This is a genomic window from Bradyrhizobium sp. Leo114 (assembly GCF_055229415.2).
Genome location: NZ_JBUYEN020000001.1, coordinates 125,604 through 140,109 on the forward strand (window position 1 = coordinate 125,604; position 14,506 = coordinate 140,109).

Annotated in this window: 12 protein-coding genes; 2 read left to right on the top strand and 10 right to left on the bottom strand. The window is 61.3% G+C overall.

Going from position 1 to position 14,506, the window contains the following annotated elements; translation table 11 throughout:
• The first annotated feature begins 2 nt into the window (after positions 1 to 2).
• Together ACZIRK_RS00610 and ACZIRK_RS00615 are read left to right on the top strand one after the other, a co-directional pair.
• Positions 3 to 884, top strand: coding sequence for a VOC family protein (locus tag ACZIRK_RS00610; protein ID WP_130222379.1), 882 nt, complete (start codon positions 3 to 5; stop codon positions 882 to 884).
• Positions 885 to 906: 22 nt separating this feature from the next.
• Positions 907 to 1,755, top strand: a complete 849-nt coding sequence (locus tag ACZIRK_RS00615; protein ID WP_463326733.1) for a VOC family protein — start codon at positions 907 to 909, stop codon at positions 1,753 to 1,755.
• Between the two features lie 91 nt (positions 1,756 to 1,846).
• Here ACZIRK_RS00615 and ACZIRK_RS00620 read toward each other — a convergent pair whose 3' ends face one another.
• From ACZIRK_RS00620 to ACZIRK_RS00665, 10 genes are all read right to left on the bottom strand, one after another.
• Positions 1,847 to 2,599 carry an ABC transporter ATP-binding protein gene (locus ACZIRK_RS00620; protein ID WP_130222375.1) on the bottom strand — a complete coding sequence of 251 codons (753 nt, stop codon included), beginning with the start codon at positions 2,597 to 2,599 and terminating at the stop codon, positions 1,847 to 1,849.
• Positions 2,593 to 3,660 carry a FecCD family ABC transporter permease gene (locus ACZIRK_RS00625; RefSeq protein ID WP_130222373.1) on the bottom strand — a complete coding sequence of 356 codons (1,068 nt, stop codon included), beginning with the start codon at positions 3,658 to 3,660 and terminating at the stop codon, positions 2,593 to 2,595. Before ACZIRK_RS00625 ends, ACZIRK_RS00620 begins: the two co-directional genes overlap by 7 nt.
• Positions 3,660 to 4,829 (bottom strand): ABC transporter substrate-binding protein, encoded by a 1,170-nt coding sequence (locus ACZIRK_RS00630; protein ID WP_130222371.1) that lies wholly within the window; start codon positions 4,827 to 4,829, stop codon positions 3,660 to 3,662. The genes ACZIRK_RS00625 and ACZIRK_RS00630 overlap by 1 nt, the downstream gene beginning before the upstream one ends.
• Positions 4,826 to 6,055, bottom strand: a complete 1,230-nt coding sequence (locus ACZIRK_RS00635; protein WP_130222369.1) for an MFS transporter — start codon at positions 6,053 to 6,055, stop codon at positions 4,826 to 4,828. Before ACZIRK_RS00635 ends, ACZIRK_RS00630 begins: the two co-directional genes overlap by 4 nt.
• Complete coding sequence (locus tag ACZIRK_RS00640; protein ID WP_474417411.1) at positions 6,052 to 7,941, bottom strand: IucA/IucC family protein; 1,890 nt, start codon at positions 7,939 to 7,941, stop codon at positions 6,052 to 6,054. Before ACZIRK_RS00640 ends, ACZIRK_RS00635 begins: the two co-directional genes overlap by 4 nt.
• Positions 7,941 to 9,080, bottom strand: coding sequence for an NAD/NADP octopine/nopaline dehydrogenase family protein (locus ACZIRK_RS00645; protein ID WP_130222367.1), 1,140 nt, complete (start codon positions 9,078 to 9,080; stop codon positions 7,941 to 7,943). Before ACZIRK_RS00645 ends, ACZIRK_RS00640 begins: the two co-directional genes overlap by 1 nt.
• Positions 9,077 to 10,087 carry a PLP-dependent cysteine synthase family protein gene (locus ACZIRK_RS00650; protein WP_474417412.1) on the bottom strand — a complete coding sequence of 337 codons (1,011 nt, stop codon included), beginning with the start codon at positions 10,085 to 10,087 and terminating at the stop codon, positions 9,077 to 9,079. The genes ACZIRK_RS00645 and ACZIRK_RS00650 overlap by 4 nt, the downstream gene beginning before the upstream one ends.
• A complete protein-coding gene (locus ACZIRK_RS00655) occupies positions 10,069 to 11,460 on the bottom strand; it encodes a Y4yA family PLP-dependent enzyme (RefSeq protein ID WP_130222363.1) in 1,392 nt (463 codons plus the stop codon). The genes ACZIRK_RS00650 and ACZIRK_RS00655 overlap by 19 nt, the downstream gene beginning before the upstream one ends.
• On the bottom strand, positions 11,460 to 11,888 hold the full coding sequence (locus tag ACZIRK_RS00660) for a ParB N-terminal domain-containing protein (protein WP_130222361.1): 429 nt from the start codon (positions 11,886 to 11,888) through the stop codon (positions 11,460 to 11,462). The genes ACZIRK_RS00655 and ACZIRK_RS00660 overlap by 1 nt, the downstream gene beginning before the upstream one ends.
• A 253-nt stretch (positions 11,889 to 12,141) precedes the next feature.
• Positions 12,142 to 14,355 (bottom strand): TonB-dependent receptor, encoded by a 2,214-nt coding sequence (locus ACZIRK_RS00665; protein ID WP_245474466.1) that lies wholly within the window; start codon positions 14,353 to 14,355, stop codon positions 12,142 to 12,144.
• Between the last annotated feature and the right edge of the window lie 151 nt (positions 14,356 to 14,506).

Here is a 14,506-nt window from a genome sequence, read left to right on the forward strand (position 1 = left end):
AAATGGACGCCAAGCACTTCGCCCCTATCCCGTTGATCCAGCTCTGCTATGTGAGGCTTGCGGTACAGAACGGCCCGGCCGCCGCGGCCTTCGCGACCGACATTCTGGGGCTTCAGCGCGTCACTGATGACAAGGAGCAATTTCTGTTCCGGTCCGACGAGCGCTTCCACACGCTTTGTCTCGTCGAAGGCGCCGACAGGTCAAGCGTCGGCATGGAGGTCGCCTCCGCCGATGACGTTGATCGAGCGGCAGATGCCCTGCAGCGAGAGGGATTTGAAGTCCGCGAGGCGTCCGCAGAGGAATGCAGCCGGCGTTTTGTACGGCGCGCACTGATCGTGCGCGACGCGAGCGGCAATGAGATCGACCTTGTGTCACGCCCGGCGGTAAGCGGCCGGCGCTACTTCCCGAGCCGCGATGCCGGTGTCACCGGCCTGCAATGCGTGGGCCTTCGCAGCCGCGCGATGGCGGATGACCTGAAGCTGTGGACCACGATCCTGGGAGCGGCGATCAGCGATTGGGTCGGCGATATTGCCTATCTCAGCATCGACCGGAAGCATCACCGGATTGCGCTCTACCCTTCCGATCGGGCGGGGCTGCTTGACGTCTGCTACGGAGTCGAAAGTCTCGATTCGATCATGCAGAACCACTATTTCGCGCAGGAGCGACAGATCAAGATCCTGCACGGCCCAGGCCGCGAAGCAGCATCCGGCCAGATCTTTCTGCGATTTGCCGGACCAGAAGGACAAGTCTTCTCGTACGGACATGGGCTGGCCGACATCGATACCCGGCACCATGCGAGGCAGTTTGCGCCGGCAGCTTCCTCACTATGCGAATGGGGAAGCGAATGCTCCGAGATTCCGGAGCTGCGGCAAGCCATCACCTAATCTCTGCAAAAGGAGCGCAACCATGATCCAGCTCAAGGATGTCACCTATGCGCGGCTAGGGAGCTCGAGCCTCGAGGAAGCGGAATCATTTGCGACCAGATGCCTTGGTCTTCAGGTGAGCGAGAGGTCGCGGAACTCGCTCTATCTGCGTTCAGACGAACGCGCGCATACGCTGTGCTACTTTGAAGGCGACCCGGCCGATCAGACCATCGGATTCGAAGTCGAGAACGAGAGCGATTTGAACGAGGCCGCCACGACCCTGGACGCGCTTGGTCATCCGGTGCATGTCGGCGCGGCCGCCGAATGCTCGGCACGCAAGGTTCGCGCCTTCATTGGCTTCAAGGATCCGAGCGGCAACCAGATCGAGCTGGTTGTCCGTCCGGAGCAGCATGGCCGCCGCTATTTTGCTTCGCGTGACGCCGGCATCACTGGCTTCAGTCATGTCGGCTTGAATTCGACCAATCCGGTTCGCGACGAGAAGTTCTGGACGGAGGTCTGCAACGCGCGCGTCAGCGATCGCATCGGGGATATTGCGCTGATGCGTGTGAACGCGATCCATCACACCATCGCGCTTGCGCCGGCCAGAGGTCCCGGGATCCAGCACATCAACCATCAGGTGCAAAGCAACGACGACGTGCTGCGATCCTTCTATCACTTGTCCGAGCAACGGGTGCCGATCGTCTTCGGCCCTGGCCGTCACCCGACGTCCGGCGCGCGGTTCCTTTACTTCCAGGGGCCCGACGGCATGGTGTTCGAATATTCGGTCGGGGTGGATGAGATCGAGGACGAGGAATCGCATCGGCCGCGCCAGTTCGGGTTCGAACCGACAAGCCTCTGCATGTGGGGATCGAAATCAAAGCGCGCGCGGTAGACGCGGCAAACGACACTCGGTATCGGTCCGCAGCCTGATGCGCGGGCTGCAGCCGAGCGGCCCTTTCCAAATGCCACCGGCGCGTGGGACATCAGATCGCGTCGTCGACGATCAAATGTGGCTTGCCTTGCGAACAGGATTCGATACGTGCCCTGATGCGAAAGGTTGCGGCAAGGTTTTCCGGCGTCAGGACTTCAGCCGCCGTGCCGAAATCGTGCAACGTTCCATCAGAGAGGATAGCGACCTTGTCGGCGAATTTGAGCGCCAGGTCGAGATGGTGCAGCGCGATCAGCACGAGCATACCGTCGTCATGCGCAAGGCTGCGCACCTGCCGCATCGCTTCCAACTGGCGGTGCATGTCCAGCGCGCTGGTCGGCTCGTCCAAGAGCAGCACCTGCGGTTCGCGCACGAGACATTGAGCAAGCCCGACGAGCTGGCGCTGTCCGCCACTCAGCTCGGAAAGGATTTCATTGGCAAGATCGCCCATATCGAGTGACGCCAGCGCCTGGTCCACCGCCACAAGATCGGACCTCTCCAGACGCCAGCCGCTGACCTGCTTACGCGCAAGAAGGACGGATTCGAATACAGTCAGCACCGCGCTTGCCGTTTGGTCTTGAGGCATATAGGCGACGGCGCGATCTGCATCGCGCACACCTTCCAACCGGCACTCCCCGGGCCCCGGAAGAATAGCTGCCAGGCGCCGGAACAGCGTCGACTTGCCCGCAGCATTCGGTCCAATGACCGCCACAACCTCGCCGCCATAACAGGGCGGAAGGGTCACATCACGCAGTACCTCGCGTGATCCGAAGCGGGCGCCGAGGCGATGCGTGCTCAGCACTACCATATGTCTCTTCCGCTTTTCAGAATCAAATAGAGGAAGACCGGCAATCCGATCGCCGAGGTGACGATGCCGATCGGCAGGACGGCGCCGGGTACCACGATTTTGGCCAGGATGGAGCTGAACGACATGATCAGCGCGCCAGTCAACGCGCTCGCGGGCAGCAGGAAGCGCTGGTCTTCGCCGACCATCATGCGTGCGATGTGCGGAGCTACGAGACCGATAAAGCCGATCGTGCCGACAAACGCGACGGGGATCGCCGTCAAAAGAGAGACAAGGATCAGGGTTTCGAGCCGCAGGCGCCGCACGGGAATGCCGAAGCTTGCCGCGCGCGCCTCGCCAAGACGTAAGGCCGTCAACTGCCACCGGCGGCGCAGAAAGACCGGCAAGGTTAGACCCACGACCAGCGCGGTGATGGCGAGCTTGGGCCATGTCGCCTTGGTGAGGCTGCCCATGGTCCAGAAGACGATGGCCGCGACCGCCTGCTCGGCGGCGAAATACTGGACGATAGCGAGTGCCGTATTGAAACTGAAAACCAGCGCTATGCCCAAGAGCACGATCACATGGATCGAGGCTCCGCGCCGAAGGCTGGCCAAATGGATCAGGAAGGCGGTTGCCATGGCCATGACGAAAGCATTGGCCGCGACGACATAGTCGCCCGCGATGGGAACCAGCGCGACACCGAAGGCGAGCGCAAGGGCCGCGCCGAAGCTTGCACCGGCGGAAAGGCCCAGCGTGAACGGGCTCGCCAGCGGATTGTTCAAGATGGTCTGCATCTGAGCGCCGCCGATGGCAAGCGCCACACCGACCACGACGCCCATAAGGGCCGACGGCATGCGGATCGACCAGACAATGACGCGCATCTGCGCATCCGCTTCCGCCGGCAGAACGAGCGTGCGCACAACCTCTCCAAGCCTGTAGCTGGCCGGTCCAGTCGAAAGGTCACCGACCAATGCGACGCAGACACCGACCACCAGCACAAGGAGAACGATCCATCGCCTGACGCTGAGCGCTTGATAGGCGTCGCCTCCGGCTAAGGGCAATGTTTCGGTATGGACATCGGTCATCACTGGCTGTCCGAAAGGCTGACGCTATAGCCGGGCCGGTACTCGATGGGCAGGAAGCGACGATGGTATTCGGCAAAAGTTGCATTGGGGTCCAGATTAGCAAACAGGTCGGGGTGGAACCACTTCGCCAATTGTTGGACGGCAACAAATTCGTATGGGCTGTTGTAGAACTGGTGCCAAATGCCGTGAAAATTCCGCGTCTTCTTTGCCGCGATACCGGTATAGGCGTCGCGAGTAGCGAACCATTCGAGCTTCTTGCGCGTCACCTGAGGATCCGCCCCTGGTCCAAGCGGAATCCAATGGCCCCCGGGCACATAGGCTTGCCAGTCAGCGCTGGTAACCACCACATGCTCGGGATTGGCGACGATGACCTGCTCGGGGCTGATCTGCCCGAAGGTCGAAGGAATGATATCGCTGCCGATATTATGGCCGCCAGCGAGTTCGACATATTTGCCGAAATTCTCGGCGCCGAAAGACAGGCAGCAATCCTGCGAGTAGCCACCGATCCGCTCGACGAACACATTGGGGCGCTTCGGTTGTTTGGCGGCAAGGACGTTGGCAACCGTAGCCATGGCCTGGCGGCGGAACGCGATGATCTCCTCCGCACGCGCCTCGCGCCCCATGATCCTGCCCAGGAGCCGAATGGTCGGCTCGGTGTTTTCCAGGGGACGGTGACGAAAATCGATATAAAGAACCGGTATGTTCAGTGCCGCGAGCTTCTCGATGTAGCTGGCGTCCTTGTTGGCCTGCATGGCTTCAAGATTGAGCAGCACCACATCAGGCTTCTGAATGATCGCCGATTCGATGTCGATCAGGCTGTCCTCCTGCCCCTTAAAGGAAGGTAGCTTCGCCAACTCGGGAAACACTTCGAGATACTGCGCGTAAGTGGCCGGGTCGGCCGCGATCAGATCGGTGCGCCAGGCAACGACGTGGGCCAAGGGATCTTTGGGTTCCAGCGAGGCGATGAGATAGAGCTGCCGGCCTTCGCCCAGAAGCATCCGTTTGACAGGCGCGTTAAGCGTCACCTGGCGGCCTGCGATATCAGTGAGGGTAAGCGGCGCCTGTGTCTGTGTCAGTCCAGGTTCGCCGGCAAATGCTGCTGTTGGAAGCAAAGCGATCAGGACAATAGCCGTCACCGCGGCGTGCAGCAGCGATCGGTATTCCGTCATGGTCGACTTCCTTCTTGAGCGGAGTGCGCAGTTTTGAGCCAGATGCCGAGAGCCGACAAAAATGACAAGGCGTAAAGCGTGGCGACGAGCGGGAAAGCGGCTTCGAGACCAAAGAGCTGGGTGACCCCGACACCGGCAACGATGCCGCTCGCAGAAGCAACCTGCTGGCAGGCTTGCGCAAGGCCCAGAACCGAACCTTGCCTATCATTAGAGACAGCTGCCGAAATGAGCGCGAGAAGCACCGGCGTCGTTCCCCCAAGAAGCGCGCCCCAGATAAAATACAGGAACGCGAACACGGCAACGGAGTTCGTGCTGCCCGCCAGATGCGTAACCAAAACGCACGCGGCCGAAATCGGCACGCTCCCGCCCAGCACATAGGATGGCGTTCGTTTCTCGAAGAGCCGCGCCCATAGGGGCGCGGCCACGACAAAGCCGCACGCCAGCAGTCCGTAAGTGAGGCCGGCGACCCAGTGCGGCGCGCCAAATACCCGGGTCATGTACAGTGAGAAAGGAACCTGCAGGACCATGCGGCTGGCAAGCAGCATCCCCATCAAGGCAAGAAGAGCTCCGATCGGAGCACCTGTCGACGCCGTAGGCTTTGCGGTACCCGCGTTTCCGGGATTGGCGGCAGCAGCTCCTGGCGTCGGTACGGGCAGGCTCAACCAGGCAACGGCAGCGCACAGCGCACAAATCGCCCCGGCGGTCAGATTTACTGCAGCAAAAGGGAATCGATCGAGAATGAGCCCGCCCAGGAAGGCGCCGCCCAGCGAGCCCACATTGGTCGCAACCTGAAGCCAGGCGAACAGGCTTGCGCGATCCTTCCCGCCGGTAATCTGCACGCCATAGGCCTGCGCTGGGGCGATATAGCCGGCGCAGGCGCCCTGCAAGAAACGCAACGCGATGATCGTCCAGACATCCTGTGCAACAGCGACAAGGAGTTGCGTGACCGCTAGCCCGCCGAGCGCCCGAACCATCATCAGCCGATTGCCGTAGCGATCGCCCATTCGCCCCCAAAAGGTGCTGGTCAGCGACATACCAATCATCGGGCCCACATAGACACCCACGCCTGCGAGTCCAAAGACGCTGTCGGAAGGGCTCAACGCTTTGATTTGGATCGGCCAGAATGGACCACTCATTTCCATGGCGCCCATGGAAATGAATTGCAGCCCGAACAGCAAGACAAAAACAGGACCGAAGCCGCGAAACAAGGCAGAAGCAGTTGTCATTCCGCTCCCGCCAGTGGATTCGGCAGCTCGTGCTCAACCCGATAGTCGCGATAACGCTCCAGGTGCATCCGCAGCACGGAGCGGCTCGGCCAGGGTTTCTCAAGAAAGGCCTTGCGTTCTTCCTGCCAGAATGCGTCCGACAACATGCGCGGCCTGAGCGCATCGAAAACTGCCTCGGCCTCTTCCCGCAGGATGCGCCAAAGGCTTGTGCCCGACAGTGGATAATGTTGGTCGAGGCACAGTGCGACTTCATGAAGGTGGCAGACGAAGCAGGCATCGATGACGAATGAGCGCACAAGACTGATATTGTCATCAAATGTGGTGGGTAAGATCCCCGTGCGAGTGAAGGGCTTGAGGTGGTACCCTCGTTCCTTGAACAGGGGCGCAAAACTGCGGCCGTCGCCGAAATCACGGATCAGCAGTTTTCGCGGGCGGCCGGTTTCATCGAACAGGATCGTGCTGTTTTGCTGATGCGCCTCAAAAGCAATTCCGTAAAGCAGATACATGGCGAGCGTTGGCCGGATGACGGTCCCTACATAGGCACGGAAGAACGCCGATACGGCTGCTTCACTTTCATCGCCGCTTCTGGCAATCAATTCACAAATGAGCGGGCGCCCATCGATCGGGCTTGCCGTCAAGAGTGCCGCAACAGTGACCGGCAACAGCCCATCATTTCGCGCCAGAGCGTCGCAGTTGCGGTAGACGACCGATAGAAAGCGGCCCGGATGCTCGTCGCCCGTTACGGGGTGGTGCAGGATTGCGCCGAGCTCTTCGGTGAAGATCTCCAACCTGTCAGAAAGATCCCTCTCCTTTGACAGAATATCGGAAATCAGGGTGCTGAGACGCGGCCCCATGTAAATCGATTTGGCCTGCAGAGTGCGCTGTTCGCTGGTCATCCAGATCGCCACCGGCAGTTTGATAAAGGGCCTCGGCTCCTGTGTGTCCGGCAGCATTGTGCGGAACGACATTGACGGCAGCGTTATGACCTCCGGGCCATCCGGATCGAAAACTTCGGAACTAATCTCGGACGCGAACTCACGGCGCAGGAAATTGTCGAGGTGCCAGATATGGACAGGGAGAGGCAGCCAGTCCTCGCGAGACTTTCCACGTTTATGCAATCCTTCGGCCCAGTCGCGCCAGAGCTCGGGGAAGCTTTGTGAGAACCATTCCGAATAGCTGCCGACATGCGGCATCTTCTCCACATACGACCATTCTTTGCGCAGCGCTGCTATTCGGACGCGCACGCGAGCACCGAACTCAGGCGACAAAGCCGCGACGTCCTCGGGCGACAGGTCGGGTTTGGCCTTCCATGTCGGATAAAAGGGATGACCTTCCAGCGCGCCCCACTGATCGAGCGTCATAGCCGCCAGATGCGGCGGCAGGCTCTTTTCCAGATATGCGAGGAATCCCTGCACGCCTGCTTCGGCTACCTTCCCTCGCAGCTCGGCGCTCCAGTGCTCCCGGTGACGACGCGCCAGGATGTCGTTGCGCATGCTGTCCTCGACGTCGCGTATGAGATGCTCGACGCCGTCCGATGCTGGCGAGATCGCCAAGGCCGGCGCGACCTGCCGGATGAGGTCGGAGGGACCACCGATCCGGTAGCGAGCACCGGTCTCGTCTAGTATTTCGACAGAACCACGATTTTGCAATGTCCCGGCAGGCGCACGACGCAGGTCGGTGAAATGCAGGACCCGGCGTGACTGCCAAAGGGGGAGCCATGCTTGGTTGCCGTCGCGCGCCCACAACAATGCATCCGGTTCAAGAAGGCGCTCGGCGAACAGGCAGCGGACCAACCGGTTGACCGCATTGCGCGATGCGTCCGACCAAAGCCGCCCGGCACGCGCCTGAGCTTCGGCATCTGCGGAGGAAGGCATCCACTCGTCCACTACGCTTCCTCCGGCCAGTTGGCGGGCAAAAAGGCCGGCGCGCCTTCGGTGAACCCGCCATGATAGTTGAGCGCCCAGTTGTAGGTTTTCGTGATAGCGGGAGTTGCCACTTCAAGCCGCGTGGCCAATTCCACCAGCAACGCCTGCCCGAAGGCTATGTCTTCGTGGAAAGCGCGGCTTGCGCGATCGATGACAAGGCCGGGCCCGTCCGGATTGGGAACAAGTGGGGCGCGAATGCCCGCATAAGCACGGTTTGTTCGCAGCAGCGTATACATAGTCCGGTCGTCCTCGATCTGGCTGCCATAAGCGTCGATCAATTCCTGTCGGAGCGGCTTCACCGAACTCAGATCAATGCCCAGGCGCAATTCGACCGCATGGCGGATTGCCTGGTTTTCCGCATCGCAGGCCTCCAGCAATTCGGCGCCGGCGCGTGGGCAATCGCTCCACCAGCAAAGGGGGCGGTCAAACGGCTTGTTTTCCCAGGGCGCGCCAGGGCCGATCAGGGCATAGAGCACGGCGGGATGCATCAATGCGTTGCCCGGTGTCAGCGTGATTTCGAGATAGTCCTGCAGCAGGGTGACGGGGGCTTCATAGATGTGACCCAGCATCGCCTGGAGCTCGGCGCGGCTCGCTGCGGTCTCGCGACGATGAAGCGCCGCGAAGAGCTGAGCCTTGGCCCCTCCCATGCGCACCCGCTCGCCTGGCACCAAGTCAAAGGCCGTATGGGGCACGTCCTTCATGCCCCAGATCACCACATTGTCCGTACCCGAAAGGGCTTCGGCTGCGAGCCAGTTGAAGCCGCAAAAGCCGGGAATCGCGCCAACATAGACGTGCTTGTCCCGGGGGAGATGCCCTGCGAAGGAGTGTAGAAGCGCAGGCCGCGCGTGGGCCGGCAGCGTCACGATCACCATGTCCGTGCCTATAAGTGCCTCGCTCGGATCGGTGCCGACATAGTCGGGCCGTCCGCTCAAGAGGTGGCCGTCCGGCGTCTGGGCCCACCAAACACCGTCTCCCCTCGTCCATCGATCGGCGACGGCAGCCGCCCCCGTCAGCACGGAAACAGTGATACCTGGACGCTGCTTGAAGAGCACGGCATTCAAATGCCCAGTGCGCCCCGCACCGCAGATCGTCACCTTCATGCTGCGCGCGCCCTTCCGGTGAGCCAGGCGTCGAGCTGTGCGGCGATGGTCGGATCCAACAAATCGCGCTTGGCCATCCATTCATCGTCGAAGACCGAGCTAAGATATTTCTCGCCACCGTCGGCAACGGGCGTGACCACCGTGCCGGACAACTTGCCGGCTGCAATGAATTCCAGCGCCTTGTAGATGGTGCCCCCGGTCGAGCCCCCGACCAGAAGCGCGTGGCGCCGCGCGATAAAACGTGCTGTTTCGAAGGCCTGCGTGTCGGTGACCTGCACCCCTTCATCGATGCATCCATAGTCGAGCACCTTGCCGATTTCATCGCCGGCGGGCGTTCCCGTGCCCGACTGGTAGTAGGGATGGCCAGGCTTGCCGAAGACGATCGAGCCGGCCGGTTCCACAGCGATTGTCCGGACAGCAGGGTTAACCCGCTTCAGACGCTGGGCGATACCGGTCATCGACCCGCCGGTGCCGACACAGCCGACAAAGGCATCGATGCCGTCTGGAAGCTGTGCCAGGAGCTCGTCGACGAAACCGGCATAGCCTTCCGGGTTTGCCGGATTGTCGGACTGGTTCATGAACAACGCATCAGGAAGCTGGGCGCCGAGTTGGGCGGCCAGCCGTTGGCGCTCCACCACCGCAACCTCGTCCTCCCGATAGTCGCCTTCGACATAACGAATTTCCGCGCCCAGCGCGCGCATCATGCGGATCTTGTCCGGCGCGGCGTGATGATCGACAACGGCAATGAAGCGCAGGCCCAATTCCACTGCGGCTAACGCCAGTCCGATCCCAGTGTTTCCGGACGACGATTCGACGATCGTGCCGCCCGGCGGGAGCCGCCCGTCCTCAAGCGCGGCAAGCACCATGCTGCGCGCCATGCGGTCCTTCATGGAGCCACCCGGATTGTTCTTTTCAAGCTTCAGCACGAGCGTGGCATCGCTGTTGGGCACGGCAATCGGCATCACCGGCGTTTGGCCGATCAGCTGGCTTACGGTCCTGCAGAGCATTGTGCCTCTCCTACTGTGTCGGGGACGAGCGTTAGCTGTCCTTTTACATCCTGAACCACGCAAAGGCGGCTCGGCATCGGGTGGCGATGGAATTCGTTTTCCAGGAGGTCCATCTGGTAACCGCCGGTGTTGGCGTAAACCAGAAGGTCTCCCGCTCGCGGAGCGATGGGAAAGGTGAGCCATCTGTTGCTAAGGACGTCCTCGTCCAAGCAGCTATGGCCGGCCAGATAACCTCGGATAGATTTTGCGGCGATCGGCGGCGATGTGGCCGGAACCAGGATGGGATCGACCAAAAATTCGGAGCCAAACCAGGTTTCGCAAGCGCTGAAGCTGCTGCCTTCGACGAAGACGACATGGGCATCAGGGCCAACGGCTTTCACGCGCAACACCCGGAAGACGGAAATCGCGGCCTGATCGGCCAGTGCTCGCCCGGGCTCCATCCCCAGCACCAGCCCCTCATGGACAAGATAGTTCGCAAAGCTGCGGCCATCGGCCATCGGTGCGCTCAGCAAACAACGCAGCCACTCGGCAGCGGAAAGCTCTCCCCCGTAGGGATAGAAGGAATCCGGTATCTTCCCGGTGCGGTAGTCCTCGGGCATCTGTGCCCCAAGATGCGCCTGATAGGCGCGCTGATCGACATATTGGATCGGCAACCCGCCCCCAATGTCGATCATGCGCGGCGCAAAACCTTGTGCGCGGGATTCGCTGAGCAGACCGGCGGCCTCTCTAATCGCTTGCGCGCGAGATTCCCAACTATAGCCACTCAGGTGGAAGTGCAGCCCGTCAAAGCGCAAGCGGCCTTCGCCAGCAATGCGCGACAGACAATGCCGGATGGCCGCGGCCGGCATGCCGAAGCGACTCTGCGCCTGGTTGGCGGGACGCAAACGCAGCAGCACCGGCTGAACCGGGCCGCCTGCCGGAAGCCCGCGGATCAGATCCTCGAGCTCTTCCGGTGAATCCACCGATATGAGCGCGTTGCAGTTGATAAGCTCGTTGTGGAATGCCGCCGTCTTCGCCGGGCCTGTCGCCACAAGTTGTGCGCCGTCGGCGCCGAGCCGTCTGGCATCTCGCAACTCATAAAGGCTTGAGACGTCAATGCCGGCCCCTGCCCGCAGAGCTGCGGCCAACAGCCCGGGCGATTTGTTGACTTTCGCTCCGTAATAGAGCGCGTGTGTGACGCCGCTCTTTCGCAAGGCGCCTCTGAGTACCTCGATATTCTTCTGCAGCTCATCGGGCCAGATCAGATTGACCGGAGATCCATGTCGGGCGACCCAATCGATCAGCAGCGGGCCGTTGCCAGCCAAGAGCTCCGCCGTGCTTGGCCGCAGAATTGGTGAGAGGCCCGCGCCGGGCTTGTAGCAATGCAAGGTCATCACCTTGCCCTTTCGGCATAGGCTACGGCGCGTTCTGTCGGAGCAAGGTGGCGCAAGCTCTCCAACGGCAGGTTGCAATTGGGCAGGCTTTGATCAAAAATATGTCGCGTCGTCTTGCAGGGGAATTTTCGGCCGCTGCGCGCCATCGCGAGGATGCTCGCAGGCGTGATCGTCTGGCCCGCGCGCCAGCTCTCCACCCGCACTGCGCTGTAGTCCAAGAGAATCACCGGCACCAGTGGCAGTTGCAGGCGGTGCGCGACTGCTAGCCGGTGATGACCGTCCATCACGAAGAGAGCGTCCTTCTCCGCCGTGATCGGAACAGTCCAACAACCCGCGCGGAGGATTTGCATCTGCAGCTCCGCTACCCGGTTGGCATCGACCTCTTCGGTCGGGATCAAGCATGTTGGCGAAAGGAAGCGAACTTGCATATCGACCAGCCTGATTTTTTGTCAGCAGGAACCGTTCGGGAAGCGCCTTCAGGGTGGCGCTGCGTCGTTGGTGCCAACGCGCAGCGACAAGGAACAGAGGGTTTGCAGGCACGCCGGCTGTTCGCGAACGAGCTGCTCGGTCTGCGTGTCCAGCAGCGGGGTTAACGCGCGAACAAATGCGCTGACACCTCCTCCCACGACCGAGCCATCATAAGCATCCATAAAGCCTCTCACCAAACTGCAAGAGCAGCGATTACATGTCCACGGTCATCGACAGGAGATACGTGCGCGGTGCTCCCAGGAAGAACGTTCCGAATGAGGCTACGCTCGACCAGTAATTCGTACCGGTCACATTCTGAACGTTCGCGCGGAAAACCGTCCTCCTGCCGTTGATCGCCGTCGTATAGCGGGCACCGAGATCGAGACGCGTCCAATCCGGGATCGGCTGCTTGTTCGCTGTGTCGACGAACTGCTTGCCCGTGTAGATGACTGCCCCATTCAAAGTGAGCCCGGTCACCCACGGGAGATCCCACTCGGCTCCAATATTGGCCTGCACGTTCGGAACGCCGATTGGCGTGTTGCCCACGTTTGCCGCGAGGGCGGTCTTCGTCAGGGTGCCATCCAGCAGCGAGAAGCCTCCGAGGACACGAATATCGGGCATGAGTTCACCGTAGACGTTGAACTCGAGTCCACGGACTTGCTGTTCGGCGGTCGCCGCGAAGCGCCCGGCGGACAGCTCGCCGCTCGCCTTCGATATCTGGAAAGCGCTGAAGGTGGTTGCAAGCCGGCCGAAATCCACCTTGACGCCGGCCTCGTACTGCTTGGCGATGTAGGGCGGGAGCACTTCGCCGAAGTTGGAAGCGGTCTGCGGCGCAACATCGCCCCGGCTTAGACCTTCGATGTAGTTCGCGTACAGAGAGACGTTGTCCCAGGGACGGACGACGAGGCCGACCACGGGAGTGGTCGCGCTCTTGTCGTAGGACGACGTCAGTGTTCCGACATTGGAAAGATAGTTGTTCGCTTCGATGCCCTGGCGCCGGACACCCAAAGTCAACAGGACACGCTCATTCAGCACAGATAAGGTGTCAGCAATCGAGAGCCCCGTGAGTTCACTGTCCGAGAGCGGGGGGCGCCCGCTGATCTCGTTTGCGAACTGAGTTGGCGCCACGGTCGGATTGTAGATGTTCGACGCGACCAGACTGCCATTGGTGAGCCGCCGGTTCAACGCGTCATGATAGAGGGAGGCCTGGAAGGCGACCGCATGGTGGACGAAGCCGGTATCGAAGCGGGCGCGGACGCCGCCATCATATGTGTATCGATCAACGCTAAGCCCGAAGAATTGGGGCGTCGAAGTCGTGTCGCCGCTCGTATTGATGATCGTCGGAAGACCGAAGAATCGCTCGACATCGGTCCGCGATCCGCCGACGTCAGCGAACAACGTCACCTGATCGGTTACATCGTATTCGGTGCGCAACAAGGCAGACTGATCGTTGATGCGCGACCATTCCCAAGGTTGCGTCACGTTCAGCCGACCGTCCGGCGCGTTCGGCACTTGTAGGCCGGGAGCCATGAGGAAAGGACGTGACGGCGCGTCGAACCGATCGGTCTGGGCGATGAGATAGAGCCAGGACCTGAAGCGCTCGCCCTGATAGTCGAGGGCCAGCGATCCGACACCCGTCGTTTCGGACTGGCGGTCAATGGGCGTGTCGCCGTCGCGCAGGCTGCCGGTGGTGCGCACGCCCCATTCCTTGCTGTCGCCGTAGCGCCTCGCAATATCCCAGTGACCGCCCAACCGTGCGGCCGAACCGTAACCCGCGGTGAAGCGCGTCAAGTCTTCTCCCGCACGCTTAGGCACAACATTGATGACGCCGCCGACGCCGCCGTTGGGTGCGATCCCTGAGAGCGCAGCTGAGGGACCCTTGAGCACTTCGATGCGTTCGATGTAATCCGTGAATATGCGGTAGTTCGGCGCGATCCCGTAAAGGCCCTCGAAGGCGAACTCACCGCTATTGCCTTCGTTAATTGGGAAGCCGCGAATGTTGAAGGAATCGACCGTACCTCCCGTTGGGTGGGAACTGCGCACGGAAGGATCCAGGATCAAGGCATCCGCAACCGTCGCCGCCTGCTGATCCCGGATGAATTTGTCCGTGTAGCTCGTCAGATTGAACGGCGCCTTCATTGTGTCGGCGTTTCCGAGCAGTCCCAGCCGCCCGCCTTGAGCGACCTGGCCGCCCGCAAAGGCGGGCACGACACCCGGCTGCGACGGCTGCGATTGCACGACAGCGGTTTCGGTTTGCGGGGCGCTAGGCGCCGTGGGGCGCCGTGAAGTTGATCGGACCCGGGCGGCATTTCGTTTGGTCGGCGCGCTGCGGACCGACCGTTGCGTCGGAGCATCGACAGTAATGGGAGGAAGGGAGTTGCCGCCTTGCGGTGTTTGGGATTGAGCGGGCGATTCGAACCACGCCATCAACGCCACTCCACCTAGCAGTGTCGCACCAAAGCGAACTACCGCCCCAACCTCACCTGCACGTCGCATTTCCAGAAAGCCCCTCATCAAACAGCACATCGCCCAACGTGAAATGGCTCCACGACCGGGCTTCAACGACCATGGATCGAAA

What these genes read in the sequence shown, in the direction of transcription:
- ACZIRK_RS00610 (WP_130222379.1), top strand. Translation starts at nt 3, where the DNA reads ATGGACGCCAAGCACTTCGCCCCTATCCCGTTGATCCAGCTCTGCTAT.
- ACZIRK_RS00615 (WP_463326733.1), top strand. Translation starts at nt 907, where the DNA reads ATGATCCAGCTCAAGGATGTCACCTATGCGCGGCTAGGGAGCTCGAGC.
- ACZIRK_RS00620 (WP_130222375.1), bottom strand. Translation starts at nt 2,599, where the DNA reads ATGGTAGTGCTGAGCACGCATCGCCTCGGCGCCCGCTTCGGATCACGC.
- ACZIRK_RS00625 (WP_130222373.1), bottom strand. Translation starts at nt 3,660, where the DNA reads ATGACCGATGTCCATACCGAAACATTGCCCTTAGCCGGAGGCGACGCC.
- ACZIRK_RS00630 (WP_130222371.1), bottom strand. Translation starts at nt 4,829, where the DNA reads ATGACGGAATACCGATCGCTGCTGCACGCCGCGGTGACGGCTATTGTC.
- ACZIRK_RS00635 (WP_130222369.1), bottom strand. Translation starts at nt 6,055, where the DNA reads ATGACAACTGCTTCTGCCTTGTTTCGCGGCTTCGGTCCTGTTTTTGTC.
- ACZIRK_RS00645 (WP_130222367.1), bottom strand. Translation starts at nt 9,080, where the DNA reads ATGAAGGTGACGATCTGCGGTGCGGGGCGCACTGGGCATTTGAATGCC.
- ACZIRK_RS00650 (WP_474417412.1), bottom strand. Translation starts at nt 10,087, where the DNA reads ATGCTCTGCAGGACCGTAAGCCAGCTGATCGGCCAAACGCCGGTGATG.
- ACZIRK_RS00655 (WP_130222363.1), bottom strand. Translation starts at nt 11,460, where the DNA reads ATGACCTTGCATTGCTACAAGCCCGGCGCGGGCCTCTCACCAATTCTG.
- ACZIRK_RS00660 (WP_130222361.1), bottom strand. Translation starts at nt 11,888, where the DNA reads ATGCAAGTTCGCTTCCTTTCGCCAACATGCTTGATCCCGACCGAAGAG.
- ACZIRK_RS00665 (WP_245474466.1), bottom strand. Translation starts at nt 14,355, where the DNA reads ATGGCGTGGTTCGAATCGCCCGCTCAATCCCAAACACCGCAAGGCGGC.